Annotated in this window: 10 protein-coding genes and 2 pseudogenes; 11 read left to right on the forward strand and 1 reads right to left on the reverse strand. The window is 58.4% G+C overall.

Going from position 1 to position 21895, the window contains the following annotated elements:
• Positions 1-38: 38 nt before the first annotated feature.
• The gene (locus AC1Z24_RS14955) at positions 39-1034 is read right to left on the reverse strand and encodes an aldo/keto reductase (RefSeq protein WP_483746315.1); all 996 of its coding nucleotides are present in this window, start codon (positions 1032-1034) and stop codon (positions 39-41) included.
• 120 nt (positions 1035-1154) lie between these two features.
• On the opposite strand from AC1Z24_RS14955, the gene AC1Z24_RS14960 reads away from it, so the two are divergent.
• The 11 genes and pseudogenes from AC1Z24_RS14960 to AC1Z24_RS15010 all read left to right on the forward strand — a co-directional run.
• The gene (locus tag AC1Z24_RS14960) at positions 1155-2072 is read left to right on the forward strand and encodes a LysR family transcriptional regulator (RefSeq protein ID WP_483746316.1); all 918 of its coding nucleotides are present in this window, start codon (positions 1155-1157) and stop codon (positions 2070-2072) included.
• Positions 2073-2176: 104 nt separating this feature from the next.
• Positions 2177-2677: a thiol peroxidase gene (gene tpx, locus AC1Z24_RS14965; protein WP_483746317.1), complete on the forward strand. Its 501-nt coding sequence runs from the start codon at positions 2177-2179 to the stop codon at positions 2675-2677.
• Positions 2678-2907: 230 nt separating this feature from the next.
• Complete coding sequence (locus AC1Z24_RS14970; protein WP_483746318.1) at positions 2908-4293, forward strand: MdtA/MuxA family multidrug efflux RND transporter periplasmic adaptor subunit; 1386 nt, start codon at positions 2908-2910, stop codon at positions 4291-4293.
• Complete coding sequence (locus AC1Z24_RS14975) at positions 4290-7400, forward strand: MdtB/MuxB family multidrug efflux RND transporter permease subunit (RefSeq protein WP_483746319.1); 3111 nt, start codon at positions 4290-4292, stop codon at positions 7398-7400. The genes AC1Z24_RS14970 and AC1Z24_RS14975 overlap by 4 nt, the downstream gene beginning before the upstream one ends.
• Complete coding sequence (locus tag AC1Z24_RS14980) at positions 7397-10504, forward strand: efflux RND transporter permease subunit (RefSeq protein ID WP_483746320.1); 3108 nt, start codon at positions 7397-7399, stop codon at positions 10502-10504. Before AC1Z24_RS14975 ends, AC1Z24_RS14980 begins: the two co-directional genes overlap by 4 nt.
• A complete protein-coding gene (locus AC1Z24_RS14985; protein ID WP_483746321.1) occupies positions 10501-11970 on the forward strand; it encodes an efflux transporter outer membrane subunit in 1470 nt (489 codons plus the stop codon). Before AC1Z24_RS14980 ends, AC1Z24_RS14985 begins: the two co-directional genes overlap by 4 nt.
• A gap of 527 nt (positions 11971-12497) precedes the next feature.
• Positions 12498-14889, forward strand: a pseudogene (locus AC1Z24_RS14990) (type VI secretion system Vgr family protein).
• A gap of 28 nt (positions 14890-14917) precedes the next feature.
• Positions 14918-17068, forward strand: coding sequence for an SH3 domain-containing protein (locus tag AC1Z24_RS14995; protein WP_483746322.1), 2151 nt, complete (start codon positions 14918-14920; stop codon positions 17066-17068).
• A 613-nt stretch (positions 17069-17681) separates the two neighbouring features.
• A complete protein-coding gene (locus tag AC1Z24_RS15000) occupies positions 17682-18359 on the forward strand; it encodes a hypothetical protein (RefSeq protein WP_483746323.1) in 678 nt (225 codons plus the stop codon).
• A gap of 878 nt (positions 18360-19237) precedes the next feature.
• Complete coding sequence (locus tag AC1Z24_RS15005; protein ID WP_483746628.1) at positions 19238-19426, forward strand: PAAR domain-containing protein; 189 nt, start codon at positions 19238-19240, stop codon at positions 19424-19426.
• 869 nt (positions 19427-20295) lie between these two features.
• Positions 20296-21540 (forward strand): annotated as a pseudogene (locus tag AC1Z24_RS15010) (type VI secretion IcmF C-terminal domain-containing protein); the annotation flags it as partial.
• Positions 21541-21895: the final 355 nt, after the last annotated feature.

A 21895-nucleotide genomic window follows, 5' to 3' on the forward strand; every position in this document is an offset into this window, starting at 1 on the left:
GCGGCTAAAGCCGCTCCTAAGGCGCTGCACAGCCAGAATCAGCCATTCACCATCTTCAACGATTCCTCGCCATACCTCTCTCCGGCAATCGCCTCTACCGGAAAAAGCTCCTTGAGCGCCTGTAACTCGGAGGGGCTCAGCACGATGTCCAGCGCTGCGACGTTCTGCTCCAGGTACTTGCGCTGCTTGGTACAGGGAATCGGCACAAGATCCTTGCCCTGGGCCAGCACCCAGGCCAGGGCCAGTTGGCCTGCTGTCACGCCTTTCTCTGCGGCCAGGCGTTGCACCTGTTCGACCAGCAACAGGTTTTTGCCGAAGTTCTCGCCCTGGAAGCGCGGGTTGGTGCGGCGATAGTCGTCGGCGGCGAAATCGTCCGGGCTTTTCAGGGTGCCGGTCAGGAAGCCTCGGCCGAGCGGGCTGTAAGGCACAAAGCCGATACCCAGGCGACGGCAGGCGGCGAGGGTGCCGGTTTCTTCCGGGTCGCGGCTCCATAGCGAATATTCGCTTTGCAGCGCAGTGATCGGATGGACTTTATGGGCCCGCTCAAGCGTGCTGGCCGAGGCTTCGCTCAGGCCCAGATAGCGCACTTTGCCCGCCTTGACCAGTTCGGCCATGGCGCCCACCGATTCTTCGATGCTGACCTGCGGGTCGATGCGGTGCTGGTAGTACAGGTCCAGGGTGTCGATCTTCAGGCGTTGCAGGGTGGCATCGATGGCGCTGCGGATGTATTCAGGGCTGCCGTTGATACCCCGGGCGGCGGCATTGTGCGGATCACGCACGAAACCGAATTTGCTGGCGATCAGTACCTGGTCGCGTTTGCCTTGCAGGGCCTTGCCAAGCAGTTCTTCGTTGGTGAAGGGGCCATACATGTCGGCGGTGTCGAATAGATTGACGCCCAGTTCGATGGCGCGGTGCAGCGTGGCAATGGCTTCCTTGGTATCGGCGCCGGTGGTGTAGAAATCAGTCATGCCCATGCAGCCGAGCCCGATGGCAGATACCTGGGGGCCGTTGTTGCCTAATTGACGGGTTTGCATGTGATGTGCCTTGTGTCGATGGGTGGTGCCCTATTGTGACTGCTCGACAGAATCAGGATAAACCGGGTAAAACTGCTTTCACTATTTAGATAATCCAAACAATCTTGACGAGAAAGCCCAATGGATCGTTTCAATGCCATGCGTGTATTTACCCGCATCGTCGAGTTGGGCGGCTTCGCCCGCGCGGCCGATAGCCTGCACATGCCCAAGGCTTCGGTGACCATCCTGATCAAGCAACTGGAAGCGCATCTGGGGGTGCAGTTGCTGCATCGCACCACGCGTCAGGTCAGCCCGACCCTCGATGGTCAGGCCTACTATCAGCGTTGCGTCAACCTGCTGGCCGATCTGGATGACACCGAGGCGGCGTTATCCTCGGTGAGCAGCGCACCTCAGGGTGTATTGCGCATCGATATGCCGGTAGGTTTCGGTCGCCTGATCGTGATGCCCGCACTGCAGGAGTTCAGTCAGCGCTACCCCTCGATCGAGCTGGAGATCGGCATGAGCGACCGTTCGGTGGAACTGATTCGCGAGGGCGTCGACTGCGTCATTCGTGCCGGGGTGCTGCTGGACGTTTCACTGGTGGCCCGGCCCTTGACCCGGCTTACCCAGATCACCTGTGCCAGCGAAGGCTATTTGCAACGCTATGGCACGCCCATGACCCTGGAAGATCTGCCACAGCACCGGGTAATTGAGTATTTCTCTGCCAGTACCAACAAGCGGTACGGACTGGAGTTCATGATCGATGGTCAGGAGCGCGAGATCCTCATGCCTCGGGCTTTGTCGATCAATAACTCTGACGGTTACCTGGCTGCCTGCGAGGCCGGTTATGGGCTGGCGCAAACGCCGACCTATCACGTTGTCGAGCAACTGCGCAGCGGTAGCCTGCGTGAGGTGCTAAGCGATTTTCGGCCCCCGGCCATGCCGTTGATGGCGCTGTATCCACCCCATCGGCAGCTGTCGCGGCGGGTACGGGTGTTCGTCGATTGGCTGGTGGAGTTGTTTGCGCGTGAAGAATTCCAGCGCAGGCTCAATGGTTGAGTGAAATCCTCGGCAGTGGAGTAGGTGAGCCGGGCATTTCGTGGTTAACTTCCGGCTCGTTTCAACCCTGAAAACCTTTCATCCTGACAATAAGGACTCAGCTCATGGCTCAAGTGACTCGTAGAGGCGAACCGGTACAAATCAGCGGCGAACTGCCCAAGGTCGGTACTGCCGCCCCGGAACTGAAACTGGTTGGCGACGGTCTTGCCGACGTGACCCTGGCTGACTTTGCCGGTAAGCGCAAAGTGCTGAATATTTTCCCAAGCGTCGATACCCCGACCTGCGCCACTTCCGTGCGCAAGTTCAACGCCCAGGCCAACGAACTGGCCAACACGGTGATCCTGTGCATCTCGGCTGACCTGCCATTCGCCCAGGCGCGCTTCTGCGGCGCCGAAGGCCTGGAAAACGTGAAGAACCTGTCGACCATGCGTAACCCGGAGTTCATGCAGAACTACGGCGTTGCCATTGCCGATGGCCCAATGGTCGGCCTGACCACTCGCGCCGTAGTAGTGCTGGACGAAGCCAATAACGTGCTGCACAGCGAACTGGTTGCCGAAATCGGCCAGGAACCTGATTATGAAGCTGCGTTGGCCGTATTGAAGTAATAGTTGGTAATACTCGCAGTATCTGGACGGTCCGGCCTTGCCCGGGCCGTTTTTATTTATGCTTCAGACGCTTAACAACGTAAGCACTAGGTAAATTGCCGGTAAAGGCCCTTTGCTTAGTGCTCACGAGTGCTTATTGTTCAGCCTCCGAAAAGTTTATTGCCGTTTCAGCAAGGATCGCGCTGATTCGCCGGTAAAACAGAAGCCCCACGCGCAATGGTTGAGTATTCATGCAATCGTCTGGTCCCCGTAATTCCCGTCGCTGGCTGATCAGCCTGTTGGTCCTGTTGATTATCGTTGGTCTGTGCTGGTGGTTCTGGCCGGGCTCGTTTGCCAATAAAGGCACGGATGCCCCGGCCAAGGGGACTCAGGCGGGTCACTCCGGTGAGCGTGGCGAAGGCCGTCGTGCAAGCGGCGCCAGTGCCAGCCCGGCCAAGGCCATGCCGGCACGCCCCGGTTTTGGCGGTTCCACCGGGCCGGTGCCGGTACGGGTTGCGCCGGTTACCCTGGGTGACTTCCCGATCTACTACAAGGCACTGGGCACGGTCACCGCGATGAATACCATCAACGTGCGCAGCCAGGTGGCCGGGCAACTGGTCAAGCTGTACTTCCAGGAAGGGCAGATGGTCAAGGCCGGAGACATGCTCGCCGAGATCGACCCGCGCAGCTACCAGATCGCCCTGCAACAGGCTGAAGGCACCCTGGCGACCAATCAGGCACTGCTGAAAAACGCCCAGATCGATGTGCAGCGCTATCGCAGCCTGTTTGCCGAAGACAGCATCGCCAAGCAGACCCTCGATACCGCCGAATCTCTGGTCAATCAGTATCAGGGCACCATCAAGACCAATGTGGCGGCGGTCAACGACGCCAAGCTGAATCTGGACTTCACCAAAATCCGCGCGCCGATTGCCGGACGGGTCGGCCTCAAGCAACTGGACGTCGGCAACCTGGTCGCGGCCAATGACACCACGGCGCTGGCGATCATCACCCAGACCAAACCGATCAATGTGGTGTTCACCCTGCCGGAAAAAGACCTGTCCAACGTGATCGCTCGCTATCACAGTGGCGACAAGCTGCCGGTGGAAGCCTGGGACCGTGGCGACGTCAAGTTGCAGGCTAACGGTGTGCTCGCCAGCCTCGACAACCAGATCGATATCACCACCGGCACCCTGAAATTCAAGGCCCGTTTCGAGAATCAGGACGAGACGCTGTTCCCCAACCAATTCGTTAACGCCCGCCTGCGCGCCGACACCCTCAAGCAAGCGGTGATGGTGCCTTCGGCGGCCGTGCAGTTTGGCACCACCGGGGCGTTCGTCTATGCCCTGGACGGCGACAAAAAGGTCAAGATCCGCACGATCAAGACCGGCCCGAGCGACGACAAGTCGACGGTCATCAGCGAGGGCCTGGCCGCAGGCGATCGCGTGGTTCTTGAGGGCACTGACCGTCTGCGCGACGGCAGCGACGTGGAAGTGGTCAACGACAGCACCGAAGTGCCGAAAAGCCCCGGCCAGCAGTTGCAGGGCAAACCGAAGAAAGAAGAGGGCGAGCCGGCCCCGGCCGTCAAGGCGCCAGCCGCCAAGGTGGACGCGGTCAAGGTGGAAAGCGACAACGCATGAATATCTCGCGGCTGTTCATCCTGCGTCCGGTAGCGACCACCCTGAGTATGCTGGCCATTATCCTGGCCGGCCTGATCGCCTACACCTTGCTGCCGGTTTCAGCCCTGCCGCAAGTGGACTACCCGACCATCCGGGTCATGACCTTGTATCCCGGCGCCAGCCCCCAGGTCATGACCAGTTCGGTCACTGCACCGCTGGAGCGGCAGTTCGGGCAGATGCCGGGCCTGACCCAGATGGCATCCACCAGCTCCGGTGGCGCTTCGGTGATTACCCTACGTTTCAGCCTCGACCTGAATATGGACGTGGCCGAACAGCAGGTGCAGGCCGCGATCAATGCCGCAACCAATCTGTTGCCCACCGATCTTCCGGCGCCGCCGGTGTACAACAAGGTCAACCCGGCTGATACCCCGGTGCTGACGTTGGCGATCACCTCGCCGACCATGCTGCTGCCCAAGCTCAATGACCTGGTCGACACACGTATGGCGCAGAAGATCGCCCAAATCAGCGGTGTCGGTATGGTCAGCATCGCCGGTGGCCAGCGCCAGGCGGTGCGGATCAAGGTCAACACCGACGCTCTGGCGGCCAACGGCCTGAGCCTGGCCGATGTCCGCACGCTGATTGGCGTCTCCAACGTCAACCAGCCCAAGGGTAACTTCGACGGTCCGACCCGGGTGTCGATGCTGGATGCCAACGACCAGCTCAAGTCGCCAGCCGAATACGCCAACCTGATTCTGGCCTACGCCAACGGCGCGCCGCTGCGTCTCAAGGACGTCGCGCAGATCGTCGACGGCGCGGAAAACGAGCGCCTGGCGGCCTGGGCCAATCAGAACCAGGCGGTGCTGCTGAATATCCAGCGTCAGCCGGGTGCCAACGTCATCGAGGTGGTGGACCGGATCAAGACCCTGTTGCCGAGCATTACCGACAACCTGCCGGCCGGCATCCATGTCGCCGTACTGACCGACCGCACCCAGACCATCCGCGCCTCGGTCAAGGACGTGCAGCACGAACTGCTGATCGCCATCGTCCTCGTGGTTCTGGTGACGTTCCTGTTCTTGCGCCGCTTCAGCGCGACCCTCATCCCGTCCGTGGCCGTGCCGCTGTCGCTGGTCGGCACCTTTGGCGTGATGTACCTGGCTGGCTTCTCGGTCAACAACCTGACGCTGATGGCCATGACCATCGCCACCGGTTTCGTGGTGGACGATGCCATCGTCATGCTGGAAAACATTTCCCGGCATATCGAGGAAGGGGAGACGCCACTGCAGGCCGCGCTCAAAGGCGCACGGCAGATAGGCTTCACTCTGGTATCCCTGACCATTTCCCTGATTGCGGTATTGATTCCGCTGCTGTTCATGGCCGATGTGGTCGGGCGTCTGTTCCGCGAGTTTGCCATTACCCTGGCGGTGGCGATCCTGATTTCCATGGTGGTGTCCCTGACCCTGACGCCGATGATGTGCGCGCGGTTGCTCAAGCGTGAGCCGGAGCCGGGCGAACAAAGCCGTTTCTATCGTGCCAGCGGCGCCTGGATTGACTGGCTGATCGAAGCCTACGGCAACAAGTTGCGCTGGGTGCTCAGGCATCAGTCCTTGACCCTGCTGGTGGCCGTCGCCACCCTGGCCCTGACCGTCTTCCTTTATCTCATCGTGCCCAAGGGCTTCTTTCCGGTGCAGGACACCGGGGTGATTCAGGGTATTTCCGAAGCGCCGCAGTCGATTTCCTTTGCCGCCATGAGCGAGCGGCAGCAGGCCCTGGCCAAAGTCATCCTGCAAGACCCGGCAGTGGCCAGCCTGTCGTCTTATATTGGTGTCGACGGTGACAACGCCACGCTCAATAGCGGTCGGCTGCTGATCAACCTCAAGCCCAATGCCGAGCGCAACCTGACCGCTGCGCAGATCATTCAGCGCCTGCAACCCAATGTCGATGAGGTCTCCGGCATCCGTCTGTTCATGCAGCCGGTGCAGGACTTAACCATCGAGGACCGCGTCAGCCGCACCCAGTACCAGTTCAGCATGTCGTCACCGGATGCCGATCTGCTCAGCCTGTGGAGCGGCCGTCTGGTCGATGCGCTGAGCAAGCGCGCGGAACTCACGGATGTCACCAGCGACCTGCAGGACAGAGGGCTTCAGGTGTATCTGGCCATCGATCGCGATGCCGCCAGCCGACTGGGTGTGACCGTGGCCACTATCACCGACGCGCTGTATGACGCCTTTGGCCAGCGGCAGATTTCCACCATCTATACCCAGGCCAGCCAGTACCGGGTGGTGTTGCAGGCCGATTCGGGCACTACCCTGGGCCCTGAAGCCCTGGAGCAGATCCACGTCAAGACCACGGCGGGCGGGCAGGTCAAGCTGTCGAGCCTGGCCCGTGTCGAACAGCGCCAGGCGCAACTGGCGATTTCCCACATTGGCCAGTTCCCGGCGGTGATGATGTCGTTCAACCTCGCGCCGGGCGAATCTCTGGGCGCGGCGGTTGACGTGATCAATCAGGTGCAGCAGGACATCGGCATGCCAATTGGCGTGCAGACTCAGTTTCAGGGCGCGGCGGCGGCTTTCCAGGCGTCGCTGTCGAGCACCTTGCTGCTGGTCCTGGCGGCGGTGGTGACCATGTACATCGTGCTGGGTGTGCTCTACGAGAGCTATATCCACCCGATCACCATTCTCTCGACCCTGCCATCGGCAGCCATCGGCGCCTTGCTGGCGCTGCTGATCAGCGGCAACGATCTGGGCATGATCGCCATTATCGGCATCATCCTGCTCATCGGCATCGTCAAGAAGAACGCGATCATGATGATCGACTTCGCCCTGGACGCCGAACGCAATCGCGGCATCGCCCCGGACGTGGCCATCTATGAAGCGGCGCTGCTGCGCTTCCGGCCGATCCTGATGACCACCCTGGCGGCGTTGTTCGGTGCCGTGCCTCTGATGTTCGCCACGGGTTCCGGCGCAGAGCTGCGCCAGCCACTGGGTCTGGTGATGGTGGGCGGGTTGCTGGTCAGCCAGGTGCTGACGCTGTTCACCACGCCGGTGATCTATCTGTTCTTCGACCGCCTCGGTCGTCGCTGGGGCCGTAAGCCTGACGCACCGGCAAACCTGGAACGGGCGGACGCATGAATCTTTCCGGCCCATTTATCCGCCGTCCGGTCGCGACCCTGTTGCTGAGTCTGGCGATCATGCTGCTGGGCGGCGTCAGCTTCGGCCTGCTACCGGTGGCGCCGCTGCCCAATATGGACTTCCCGGTGATCGTGGTCTCGGCCAGCCTGTCCGGGGCCAGCCCGGAAGTCATGGCCTCCACCGTGGCGACGCCGCTGGAGCGTTCCCTCGGCGCGATTGCCGGGGTCACCACCATGAGCAGCCGGTCGAGCCAGGGGTCGACGCGGATCACCCTGCAATTCGATATCAAACGCGATATCAATGGCGCCGCCAGGGAAGTGCAGGCGGCCATCAACGCCTCGCGCAATCTGCTGCCCAGCGGGATGCGCAGCATGCCGACCTACAAGAAGATCAACCCGTCCCAAGCGCCGATCATGGTCCTGTCGATGACCTCCGACGTGCTCAAGAAGGGTCAGCTGTACGACCTTGCCTCGACCATTCTGTCCCAGAGCCTGTCCCAGGTGCAGGGTGTGGGCGAGGTGCAGATCGGTGGCAGTTCGCTGCCTGCGGTGCGTATCGAGCTGGAACCGCAGTTGCTCGATCAGTACGGCATCTCCATGGATACCGTACGCACGGTGATTACCGGTTCCAACGTGCGACGGCCCAAGGGTTTTATCGAGGATGCCCAGCATAACTGGCAGATTCAGGCCAATGACCAGTTGAGCAAGGCCAAGGACTACGAACCGCTGATCATTGCCTACCAGAACGGCGCGGCCCTGCGCCTGAAGGACGTGGCCAAGGTCAGCGATGCCGTGGAAGACCGCTACAACAGCGGCTTCTTCAACGACAAGGCCGCTGTGCTGCTGGTAATCAACCGCCAGGCCGGGGCCAACATCATCGAGACCGTTGCACAGATCAAGGCGCAGTTGCCAGCGTTACAGTCGCTGCTGCCGTCCAACGTCAAGCTCGACCTGGCGATGGACCGATCGCCGGTGATCAAGGCGACACTGCATGAAGCGGAAATGACCCTGCTGATCGCTGTGGTGCTGGTGATCATCGTGGTCTTCCTGTTCCTCGGCAGTCTGCGCGCCTCGCTGATTCCGACGCTGGCGGTGCCGGTGTCTCTGGTAGGCACTTTCGCAGTCATGTACCTGTACGGCTTTTCCCTGAACAACCTGTCACTGATGGCGCTGATTCTGGCCACGGGGTTGGTGGTGGACGACGCCATTGTCGTGCTGGAGAACATTTCCCGGCATATCGACGAAGGTGTCCCGCCGATGGAGGCAGCGTTTCTCGGGGCCAAGGAAGTGGGATTTACCCTGCTGGCGATGAACCTGTCGCTGGTGGTGGTGTTCCTCTCGATCCTGTTCATGGGCGGGTTGGTACAGATGCTGTTTCGCGAGTTCGCCATCACGCTTTCGGTGGCGATCGTGGTCTCCCTGGTGGTGTCCCTGACCCTGACACCGATGCTCTGCGCCCGCTGGCTCAAACCTCATGCGCCGCAGCAGGAAACCACCCTGCAACGCTGGAGCCGCAAGGCCAATGACCGCATGGTCGTGGTCTATGACCGCAGTCTGGGCTGGGTACTGCGCCATCGCCTGCTGACCTTGCTGACGTTGTTCGCCACCATCGGACTCAACATTGCTCTCTATGTCGTAGTGCCCAAGACCTTCCTGCCGCAACAGGACACCGGCCAGTTGATGGGCTTCGTCCGTGGCGATGACGGCCTGTCATTTTCGGTCATGCAGCCAAAAATGGAGACCTTCCGCCGGGCAATCCTGGCCGACCCGGCAGTGGAAAGCGTCGCCGGTTTCATCGGCGGCAACGGCGGCACCAATAACGCCTTCATGATCGTGCGCCTCAAGCCGATTCAGCAACGCAAGATTTCTGCCACCGAAGTGGTTGATCGTTTGCGCAAGAACATGCCGCCAGTGCCAGGGGGGCGGGTATTCCTGCAGCCGGACCAGGACCTGCAACTGGGTGGCGGCCGTGAGCAGACCACTTCGCAATATCAGTACATCCTGCAGAGCGGTGACCTTGGCCTGTTGCGCGAGTGGTATCCGAAGGTGCTGGCGGCGCTCAAGGCAACGCCGGAGCTGACGGCCATTGACGGACGGGAAGGGCGTGGCGCCCAGCAAATCACCCTGAAGGTCGACCGCGACACGGCCAAGCGCCTGGGCATCGACATGAGCGCGGTGACCGCCGTGCTCAATAACGCCTACAGCCAGCGCCAGGTGGCGACCATCTATGAAAGCCTGAACCAGTACAAGGTGGTGATGGAGGTCAATCCCAAGTATGCCCAGGATCCGGTGACCCTTAATCAGGTGCAGGTCATCACCTCCACCGGTGCCCGGGTACCGCTGTCGGCCATTGCCCGTTACGAGAACACCCTGCAGGACGACCGTGTGACCCACGACGGCCAGTTCGCCTCGGAAACCATCTCTTTTGACCTGGCCGACGGTGTGGAACTGGAGAAAGCCACGACGGCCATCGAACGGGCAGTCGCCGGTGTCGGCCTGCCCAGCGATGTGATCGCCAAGATGGCTGGCACGGCCGACGCCTTCGCTGCGACCCAGAAAGCTCAGCCGTTCATGATTCTTGGCGCGTTGCTGGTGGTCTACCTGGTGCTGGGTGTGCTGTATGAAAGCTACATCCACCCGCTGACCATCCTCTCGACCCTGCCGTCGGCCGGTGTCGGCGCGCTGTTGAGCATCTACCTGCTGGGCGGGCAGTTCAGCCTGATTTCCCTGCTCGGACTGTTCCTGCTGATCGGTGTGGTGAAGAAAAACGCCATCATGATGATCGACCTGGCCCTGGTACTGGAACGCACCGAAGGCATGAGCCCGCTGGAGTCCATCCGCAGTGCCTGCCTGCAACGCCTGCGGCCGATCCTGATGACCACCATGGCAGCGATCCTCGGCGCCCTGCCGCTGTTGCTGAGCAGTGCCGAAGGTGCGGAAATGCGCCGCCCTCTGGGCCTGACCATTATCGGCGGGCTGGTCTTCAGCCAGGTCCTTACGCTTTACACCACCCCGGTGGTCTACCTCTATCTCGACCGTCTGCGCCATCGCGTCAATCAATGGCGTGGCGTACGTACCGATGCCGCTCTGGACACTCCGCTATGACCGCTCACCTGACTGCCAAAACCCTCAATCCCTGGCCGCTGCGCACCTTGCAGCTGGCGCTGTGCGTGGCGCTGCTCGGTGGCTGCGCGGTAGGGCCGGACTACCACAAGCCGGATGTGACCACGCCTGCGCAGTTCAAGAACGCCGAAGGCTGGAGCCAGGCCAAGCCTGCCGATGCCTTCGCCCGTGGCGCCTGGTGGGAAATCTACGGCGACAGCCAGCTCAATGGCCTGGTCGAAGCCCTCAATAGCTCCAACCAGACCGTGGCCCAGTACGAAGCTCAGTACCGTCAGGCCCGTGCCCTGGTGCGCAGCGCCCGCGGGGCGTTTTTCCCGACGGTCGACCTGTCCGCTGGCAAGACCCGCTCCAGCCAGGGCACTGGCAGCAGCAGTTCCAGCCTGAGCAATAACAGCAGCGGTATTCGCGACACCTACAACACCCAACTGGGCGTGAGCTGGGAAGCGGACATCTGGGGCAAGCTGCGTCGCGGCCTGGAAGCCGACACCGCCAGTGCCCAGGCCAGCCTGGCCGACCTGGCGTCGATGCAACTGAGCCTGCAATCGGAATTGGTGCAGAACTACCTGCAACTGCGGGTGATCGACGAACAGAAACGCCTGCTCGAAGCCACGGTGGATGCCTATGAGCGTTCCCTGAAACTGACCCAGAACCAGTACCGCGCCGGTATCTCCGCCCGCGATGCCATCGCCCAGGCGCAGACCCAGTTGAAAAGCACCCAGGCCGACCTGATCGACCTGCAATGGCAGCGCGCCCAGTATGAAAACGCCATCGCCGTGCTCATGGGCAAGGCGCCATCCGAGTTCAGACTGGCGCCGACCACGTCCATTCCCGCGCTGCCGCAGATCCCGGCGTCGGTGCCGTCACAACTGCTGGAACGCCGCCCGGACATCGCCGCCGCCGAGCGCTCGGTCATGGCCGCGAACGCCAATATCGGCGTGGCCAAGGCCGCCTACTACCCGGACTTCACCCTCAGCCTCAGTGGCGGCTACAGCAGCAGTACCTTCAGCAACTGGCTGACCCTGCCGAACCGCTTCTGGTCCGTAGGGCCGCAGTTGGCCACGACCCTGTTCGACGGTGGCCAGCGCTCGGCCGAAGTCGACCGCACTGAAGCGGTGTACGACCAGACGGTCGCGCAATACCGCCAGGCCGTGCTCAACGGCTTCCAGGAAGTGGAAAACTACCGCGTGCAGCTCAAGGTTTACGCCGACGAAGCCGTGGTCCGCGCTGAGGCACTTGATTCCGCCCGGGAATCACTGCGCCTGACCAACAACCAGTACAAGAGCGGGCTGATCGGCTATCTGGATGTGGTCAACGTACAGACCACGGCCCTGAGCAATGAACGCAGTGCGCTGACGTTGCTGCAAAGCCGGTTGGTGGCCAGCGTGCAATTGATTGCCGCGTTGGGCGGCGGTTGGGACGCCGGGCAGGGGTTGCAGCTCAAGGATTGATTGATCGAGTGAGACTTGGCGGCGTGCAATGCGTCGCTGGGTATGTAAGTGCGTTATTACTTCCAACTCCTGCTAATGGGCTTGGACTTCAATGTTTTCAGCTTGGTGCTAACTTATCTCTATTAAACATTATTTATGGCCGTTAAACGGAGCTGGCTTTTTTAGTTGGAATAGAGAGTTTGAAGTTTGCGCGTAGGATATTTCCGATGTTGTCGGCGATTTTTCCCAAAGTTGCTTTGTGGTATGGACTCGCGATGAAGGATAACTCAGTGTTCGACGTCTGATATGTGAGCTGTGCCTACGTGTCCGGCTTCTACAGATATCGAACATCGCTTTGCCATTGTGGATTTAAGACGTTCTTCTCGTTGTTGACTCCTGCATTTGGCCTGCGAGCTTCTCTATTTTTCGGCGCGGCAATGGCGAATTTTTAGCTGAGACGAGGATGTTAGTCGTATGAAGAAAATAACTGAGTTATTAGTGGGTCATCTGGATGTGTCCTTCGGCGCGTGTTTGAAGGGGCTTTGATCATGGCCAGCCCACTCAAGCTGTTCTTCGACCACACCCGCCACACACTCCGCGTCAAAGGCCTCGACGCCACCCTCGACGTCCTCGCCTTCTCAGGCACGGAGCAACTGAGCGAACCCTACAAATACATCGTGGAATTTACCTGCCCCGAGCAGGACATCGCCGTGGACCGCATCCTCGGCAAACGCGCCGATTTCACTCTGCACCGGATGCCTGTCACGTTTACGAAAAAACGGCTTAGCTCGTCCGACATCGTGCCCGAAGGGCCCCTGCGCACCCTGCACGGCATGATCACGGACTTCAAACGTCTGTCCAGTTCCCGCGACGAAGCCCGCTATGAAGTCACTTTGCAACCTCACCTGGCCCTGCTCGGCAAGGGCAAACAGTTTCGCATCTACCAACAGCAGTCCGTGCCGCAGATCGTTGAAAGTGTCCTGCGCAGCCGTCACGACTTCGAGGGCCAGGACTTTCTCTTCAGTCTGGTGCGCGACTACCCCCAGCGTGAACAGGTCATGCAATACAACGAAAGCGACCTGGCGTTTATTTCGCGCCTGCTGGCCGAGGTCGGCATCTGGTATCGCCTCACCCGTGACGCGCGCCTGAAGATCGACGTGGTGGAGTTCCACGACGACCAGCGTCACTACATCAGGCCGCGTATCGAGTTGCCCAACCTGCCGCCTTCGGGCCTCAGCGACAGCGATCAGGACAGCGTCTGGGCCCTGCAGACCCAGCATCAGGTCGTCGAAAAAGCCATCAACTTCCGCGCCTACCATCACCGCGATGCCCGTGCCTGGCTTGATGGCGAAGTGGACCAGACCCGTGGCGATCCCACCACCTACGGTGAGGCCTACCACTACGGCGAACCCTACAGCGTACTCGGCGACAAACTGGCCAAGGACGAAGACCTGCAAAGTGAAAGCGGCTTCTTCTACGCGCGCCTGCGTCACGAACGCTACCTCAACGACCAGACCCGCCTCAGCGGCGTCAGTAGTCTGGCGACCCTGGCCCCGGCGCAGATCCTCAAGATCACCGACAACACCCTCGACGCCTTCAAGCCCGGCGCAGTGATTACCCAGGTAACACTCACCGCCGCCCGCGACCGCAGCCTGGAAGTGACCTTCCAGGCCATGCCTTATGCGGAAGACATCTGCTTTCGCCCACCGCTGCTGCCCAAACCCCAAATCGCCGGCACTGTCCCTGCGCGAGTCGCCAGCACCCGCGCCAATGACCCCTACGGCCATATCGACATGGAAGGCCGCTACAAGGTCAACTTCCTGTTCGACCGCGACACCTGGAAACCCGGCTGGGAAAGTATGTGGCTGCGCCTGGCCCGGCCCTACGCCGGTGACACCCACGGCCTGCACCTGCCGCTGATCTGCGGCACCGAAGTGGCGGTGGCCTTCGAACAAGGCGATATCGACCGCCCCTACATCGCCCACGCCCTGCATGACAACAAACACCCCGACCACGTCACCCTGGGCAAACGCGACTACACCCGCAACGTCCTGCGCACCCCGGCCAACAACAAACTGCGCATGGAAGACCGCCGGGGGGAAGAGCACGTCAAGCTCAGTACCGAGTACAGCGGCAAGAGCCAGTTGAATCTGGGGCATCTGGTTGATGCACAGAAAAAGAAACGCGGCGAAGGGTTTGAACTGCGCAGCGATGGCTGGGGCGCGATTCGTGGCGGCAAGGGTGTGTTTATCAGTGCCGATGAACAGGCCAAGGCGCAAGGCCAGGTGCTCGATATGGCCGACACCGTCGCACGCTTGCAAGACGCAGGCGAACAACTGCAAGACCTCCACCGACGCGCAAGCCAGCCAGGCCGATCCCGCCGATGTACAGGCGCAACTCAACCTGCTCAAACAGGACCTGGAGCAACTCAAATCCGCCGTCCTGCTGCTCAGCGCTCCTAAGGGCATCGCCCTGACCAGCGGCCAGCACCTGCAACTGGCAGCGCGGAAAAACCTGATGCTCAACGCTGGTCACCAAGCCGATATCAGCGTGGTCAAGCGCCTGTTTATCGGCGTCGGCGAAGGCCTGAGCCTGTTCGTGCGCAAGTTGGGTATCAAGCTGATTGCCAATCAAGGGCCGGTGAAAGTGCAGGCGCAGAACGACAGCCTGGAACTGCTGGCGCGGCAAGGTTTACAGATCATCAGCACCGAAGACGAGATCCATATCACCGCCAAGAAGAAAATCGTCCTCAATGGCGGTGGCAGCTACATCAGCATTGATCCGAACAAGATTGAGTCGGGGACTGCAGGGGATTACCTCGTCAAATCCGCAGTTTTCCAATACAGCGGTGCGGCCAGTCAGCCACTGGGCATACCGCAGTCACCTCAACTCACCAAACAAGAGATCGAGTCCTTGGGGCTCACGGACTTCTCTGGCTGAAGCCATTGCACAAGGAACAAAACACACCATGGTCAATTACGCCCCCGACTTCTTGCGGTTCAAACAACCCTATGACCCGTTCTCGCCAACACCAGACGCGCTGCCCATCCGTTCGCCGTTGCTGTCCGAGGCCCGCGCCAATGCCGTGCCGCCGATAAAGAACTGGAGCCACCCGTTCAAGGACAAACGCAATCCATTGCAACAACTGACCCATATGGCCAATGCAGTGGCGGGTTTCTATCCGTTGGGCGCCAGCGGACTGTGGCATGGCGGTATCCATTTCGACGGCGGCACCGCCGGGACGCTGGATCAATCCAGCGTGCACTGCCTGGCCGATGGCGAAGTGGTGGCGTACCGCATTGACCGGCATTCGCCGACCACGATGTACTGGGTCAACAAAATCACCGTCAACAAACCCTTCTCGCGCAACTTTGTGCTGGTCCGCCATCGCCTCCAGTTACCGAAAGTCGAAAGCAGTGAAGTCGAACCACCCAGCCTGATCTTCTACAGCCTGTACATGCATCTGCAGGACTGGGCGGTGTACGAAGGCGACGAAACCATCGCACGCCCGCCGTTCTGGTCCGAAGGGGCCACTCGTTACGTCAAGCAGGACGTCAACGACATGCATATCCGTTACCCGGACCAACAAGGCCTTAACGTCCGGGCTCACGGCCCAACGGGCCCCATTCTCGACCTGGCACTACGAGGCAGCCAGGTCACGGTCAGCGGCGAGGGGAATTTCCGCAAGCTGGAAAACACCTCAGGCCCGGACTACCTGAAGGATGCCGAGGGTGCCCTGCGCGGCTATATCTCGGCCGATTACTTACGCCCCATCGCTGACGGGCAATACCGAATTCACTGTGCAACGAAACTGAATATCCGCGCCGAACCGCGCAGCCGTGACCGATTTGGTAAAGAAGTCGAAGTCCTGGGGGCGCTGCCCAACGGCACGGAGGTCACGGTCAGCGGCGAAGGCGCCTTCCGCAAACTGGAACACATCAACCAGTACGTGCATTACCCGTCGCTGCAAGGCAAGCAGGAGCCCTTGGCACAGGATCAAGTAGTCGTTCTGGACCAACCTGTCCCCATCAAGGCCGGGGATCTGATCGGCCATATCGGCCTGTATCAAGACCAGGGCGCGCAGCAGCCGGAAAGAAAGCTGCATCTGGAAGTGTTCAGCGGTGACGACGTCGAAGTCTTCATCAAGAACAGCCGCGCCTGGGCGCAACGTCTGCCCGCCACCAGCAAGACCTGGCTGAAGCTTGCCAAGGGCACGCCTGTCGTCGACCATCAAGAGCACTTCAGTCCTCAATATCCACCCACCCTCAGCGCGGCCAGCACCCCGAGCGACGCCGACCTGCAGATTCCCAAAAGTCTGCTCGATGGCCTGCCCGCCGAACGCAAGATCACCGTCCCTGCCGCCTGGGATCGCAAGACCTGCAACTGGTATCGCCTCGACGGCCTGCTGCACGATGCCAATAACACCTTGCTCAAGGGTTGGGTGTGCGAAGAAGTCGGCGTCACCCCTTGGGTCAGCCCGTGGGAATGGGACGGCTATGACGCCCTGTTCAACTTCGATCCTCCACGACTCATGCTGGCGGCTTACCTGCGGACTGCCAATCGCTTTGACGATGTTCAACTCGAACGCTTTGGCCCAATCGCCGACGCGGGAGACAAAGGACCGATCAAGGAACGTCTGTACGACATCATCGACCGCAACCGCGACGGTCAGATCACCGCTGCGGAGTTGCGCGCAGCACTCAGCCTGCCGGCCCATGCGCAATCAATCTCGCAACTGATCTTCCACTCTGAAAGCGAGTGGTACCACACGCCGAAGAAGTGGGATGCCCTGGATGAGCTGCTCGGCCATAGCGGCTCGACGCCGAACTTGAATTGGCTGGCGGAGAAAGAGCGGATCAAGCAATTGAGTTGGTGGAGTGAGGTGGCAGAGAAGGTTGGTCTATCCGAGCAGGGGAAAGCGTACAATTTTCATCCGGTTGGATTGTTGGGAAGTTTTATCAGTCATCCTACATGCAAGTCTCTTAGTGAGTCTATCGAGCTCGCACTAAGAGTCAGTGGCGGGTATGAAGGACGAAGCGCACTCGATTACCATGCATTAGCCGACGATTTTGATGGTCAAGGAACATCATTCGGGCTAATTCAGTGGAATTTCGGGTAGGGCACTCTTGGGCCAGTACTGCTTAAAATGTTAAATAAAAATAATATTCGCTTCGCGGAGTGCTTTCCTGGGAATACTAATTATGAGAAATTGAAAAATTCTTTGTTGCAGGGGAATAAAATAATTCAGTTGGAGTGGGCGAGGGAGGTAATTCGGGGTAATAGGAATGGTTGGAAGCAGGCGTTCACGGCTTTGGGGGATGTGCTGGAATTCCAAATCATACAGCTTGATGAAGCTGCAAGATTTCATTCCAACGTGCAGAGATGCTTGCAAGAGATGAGACGTATGTCTCCTGAGCTAATGCAGCGGGTTTGCGTTTTGACTTATGTTGCCTTATACGACCTATGTGTTCAACAAGGCGGGCTAGATAAAGCGGAAACCCTGTCAAATATAACAAAAAGAATAATAGCGGAGCGTCCTGATAATCAATCTAAATTTCTGCAGATATGCGTGCAAGAAAGGGCGAAGACTGCATCGAGCCGTTGGGTGGCAGACTGCATGAGTCGCCGCATGGGTATAATACAGGCAACCCCATACTCGGCAACGCTGAGCGGTCAGACCGCTATAAGATCCAATAGTAATTTTCATCTTCTTGCAGGGGCAATGGATAATCATGTCTGTGATCTTTAAAAAAATACTGGCACTTATTGCAATTATTGGCTTGGTCCTGTTGAGCCAGTTCGCATTATCCAATGAGCGGCAAGTAGTGTCGAATATTTCCGTTTTGACGAATGACGCTATCTGCAACGCCTCAGGTGAGTGCACAATGGATATCAGTGATTCGGCGCCAAACATTTTACAAACATGCGATACCTCAAAAGCCTCTTTGCAGTGGAATAGCAAAAGGTCTGGTGCATTTCTCGTTACCTGTGATTGTCAATGCACATCTTATGATAATACCGGCTGGATAATAGATTTAAAAACATCGATTAATGAGCGGCGAGTCCAAAAAATATATCTTGGGAAGGATTCTACTATTGAAAGCTTAAGTCAAGGGCCTCATCGTATTTATGATGTTTTTTCTTCTAATTCGTTCTGCGAGAGTGTGGGCAATGAACTGCTGAAAAAAAGCGTCTTTGTATCCTTGATGAAGAAGCCCACGAATAGGGATGTGGATCCGTACTGTGTTTTTCCTGTTTACATAGTGGAAGATGGAGGGTATTTGAGGGCTAGAACAAGCAGTGATGGAGGGAAAGGTGAAGAGCTTTTTAGCATTGATGAAAGTGACTCTTTAGTGGGTGTGGAAATTATTAACCATATAAAAAGGTTGCAAAGCTCGAAAAATAAATAGGTTTTTATTGGTGCTGTGGTTTTTAGTGCTGCTCGCAAACCTCGCTCAGATCTCGTGGAGAGGAATTGGAATGAAGTTTTCAAAATTGTTTCTATGTTTTCTCTGTGCTATTTGGTCATCATTCTCGATCGCTGCTGATGATTGTGATATCTCTAGTGTAGTCGCTCGTGACATACTGAATTGCGTCACCAAGTCTTATGAGAAACTGGATAATAGATTGAATGCCCAATATGAAAATATAATTTCTAATTCGGACTTTTCTCAAAAAAACTTTTCGTAGAGGGAAGGCTAGCTTGGTTAAGGTATAGAGATGTATTTTGTAATGAAGTGCATGAGTCAATATTTCCGGGGGCAGAATCCGACTTCGAAAGAATAGGTTGTTTAGCGTCTATGATATCATCACGATTGATGGAGCTGATTTATATTGAAGTCGGGGTGCAAAATGATGGCTTTTATAATTCGCTATTAGTTATGGAAAAGATTTCTGGAAAAGACAGAGTTGAAATCATTCGCCACATAGAAAGTGCGATAGTGAACGATCAAGGAGGCGAATATTTTGACAAGAACTGTAAGCTGTTAGAGGTTATTTGTAGGGGGGATAGAAGGATGTGTCGCGCGCGAATTAAATTTCAAAACATGTAATATTTTTTTTGGGTGTTAATGCTGCCGGTGAAGGACGTGCTTTATGTGGCTGCGATGGAGTAAATTCGTTAGGGTGGTTCGAGAAAGTCCGGATGGAAGAGAGGTTAGTGAGCTGTTTCAATGCTTAACAAGCCATACGCTGAAATTTTTAAACGGAGCATTCCTGTATGAAGGATGTCATTCGAATACATGATAAGACAACAAGTAGCGGCAAAGTCCTCTCGGGCTCCAGCACCATGAAATTCGACGGCATTGGAGTGGCTCGCAAAGACGATCCGGTGGAATGCCCGGCCCATGGTCGAACAGTGATTGCGGAAGGACAACCGACCTTTAAAAACAATGGCATGCCAGTGGTTTTTCACGGGCATCGCTGTGCGTGCGGCTGTACGTTGGTTTCGTCACTGCCCCGAGCGAGTGCGAATTAGTCATGCCAGTCAGATTGGATAAAGTTCCCGCGCCAGCATTGCGGTCCTCACGACCTCGCATCTGGCTTTGGCTGGGGTTATTGCCATTGTTCTTGCTGATTGCAATGGCAGCGGGAGTTCTGTTTGGCACTCATCCCCTGGATCAGCAGCCATCCAGCTTCTGGAGGACGGTTTTCGGCGTGCCCCTGACTATCTGGGGCGTGCTGAGTTTTTTGCGATTAGCTGGATATATCGGCCAGCAAAGCGTTGCGGACGGTTGGGATGAAGCTCGCCAAGAGGACTTGACGCGCAGGATTCGTCGTGGCCAACGTTCTCAGCAGGTCTTGGGCGTGAGCCTGTACACAGCGTTGCGAGAACCAGACGTTCAACCTGCCGCTCAACTTGATTCGCTGTTGAGCGCGAACAAGGCCATCAAGACCCAGCCGTCCTGGCAAGGTGAAACAACGCTGCACAGTCGTTTGGCAGCGAGAAGCGATGAGGCCGTTGAGGCGGTGCTATGTCGGGTACTTGGAGAGGTGCTTGGAGATATGGCGCAAGCGCTGGCGCCATTACCTCACAATCAGCCGCTAGCGCTGTTGCTGGATATCGATAGTCCTTTACACAGGAACGAGCTACGCACGCTATGGGAAAAGGCATGGTGTGATTCTGGCATTCGTCAATCATGCGAATTCATCGACGGCAACGGCTTATCTGCGGTGGATCAATGGCTGGACCAGCGCATTACTGATCAGGCGCTATTGATGGTGGTGGCACTGCAAATTGCCCCGTCACAGCCCACGGGCACGGCCGAAGCGGCAGCCGGATTGTTGTTGGGCAATCGACTGACGCAAACCACCTTGCCGCCATTGGCTTACCTGCATCGCCCTGAGCAGTCGCCGTTGATTGCCCTGGTCAATGCCTTGGCCTACCAAGGCCGTGCGGGCACGCGTGGTCAGGCCTTGGCCGACTCTCTCATTAACTCCGCACAAAAGCTGATCAGCCAGGACAAAACAACCGCCATCGATCAACTGGCCCAGGGCCCGAGCGGCCCGCTGGATGCCACCTTCGGCCCCTTGCTGGCCCTGCTGGGCACCGATCCGGAGAGCAAAGGCAACGACGGCCTGAGCCTGCAAGCCTTCCTCACCCAAGTGACGCGGGTCCGCCTGAAGCTGCAACAGATCAGCCAGGCAACCAATCCCCAGGCCGTCAGCCAGGCCCTGGCGCAGAACGTTTTTCAGGGCAATAGCGTCGAGCTGACCGACACCCAGGCCTACGCCAACCTGATCGCCGCCAGCCTCGGCGCCGAGTGGGGCAGCATCGGCCAGACCCTGTTCGTCCAGCCGCTGGACCAGGCCTGGCAGCACGTGCTGCAACCTTCTGCCCGGGCGCTGAATCAGCAATGGCAGCGGGCAATTGTCGACCACTGGAACAACGCTTTCGCCAGCCGCTATCCCTTCGCCGCGACCAATAGCGATGCCTCGCTGCCCATGCTCGGGCAACTGATCCGCGCCGACTCCGGGCGTATCGAGCAGTTTCTGCAACAGCAGTTGAGCGGCGTGGTGCGCAAGGAAGGCAACCGCTGGGTGGCGGATCCACGCCATAGCTAGGGCCTGCGCCTGAACCCGCAATTTCTCAAGGCCATCAACCAGCTCGGCGAACTGGCCGACGTGCTCTACACCGACGGCGGCATGGGCCTGAGTTTCGAGCTGCAGGGCAAGCCGGTGCGGGACATCGTCAACACCACCTTCGTGCTCAATGGCGAAAAACACCATTACTTCAATCAGCGCGAATTCTGGCAGCGCTTCAACTGGCCGGGGCGCGGCGATCATCCGGGGGTGATGCTGACCTGGACCAGCGTCAAGGCCAGCGAGCGCCTGTACGGCGACTTCGCCGGCACCTGGGGCCTGATCCGTCTGCTGGAAAAAGCTCAGGTCACATCGTTGGATGACGGCGACAGCCGCTACCGCGTGGAAATCACCGCCCCCGACGGCCTCAACCTGACCTGGCATCTGCGCACTGAGCTGGGTGCGGGGCCATTGGCGTTGCTCAAGCTGCGTGGGTTCAAGTTGCCCAGGCAGATTTTTCTTGAGAGCGGCGGTACGGGCGGAACATATTCGCGCGGTGGCAAGGTATGAATAAGCTGGCTAACTCTGTTATGGAGGCAAACCCGTTGGCATCAATTCAAATGGTCGGTGATGCCTTCACAAGTTACCCGCTTGCTTGTAGGACTATTCCGACAGTTTAGGAGAGTTTTCCTAAATGTCAGTATGGCTATGGATTAGTTGCCCGAGATAATTCACCGTTACCGGGTGTGAAACACATCTCAACTCTTGTAACTAATCTACTGCGATAACATGGCAATTTAATTTCTCTGACGACTGCCCATTATCAAGGCGGTCCTTCAAGGACTAATCCGTACGCTTCGATTGACGATCAAGCCTCTATCTTGAGGCTTGTTTGTGTTCGCTGGCGGGCGCTGCGTTCCTGCAT

This window comes from Pseudomonas sp. JL23 (assembly GCF_056933585.1).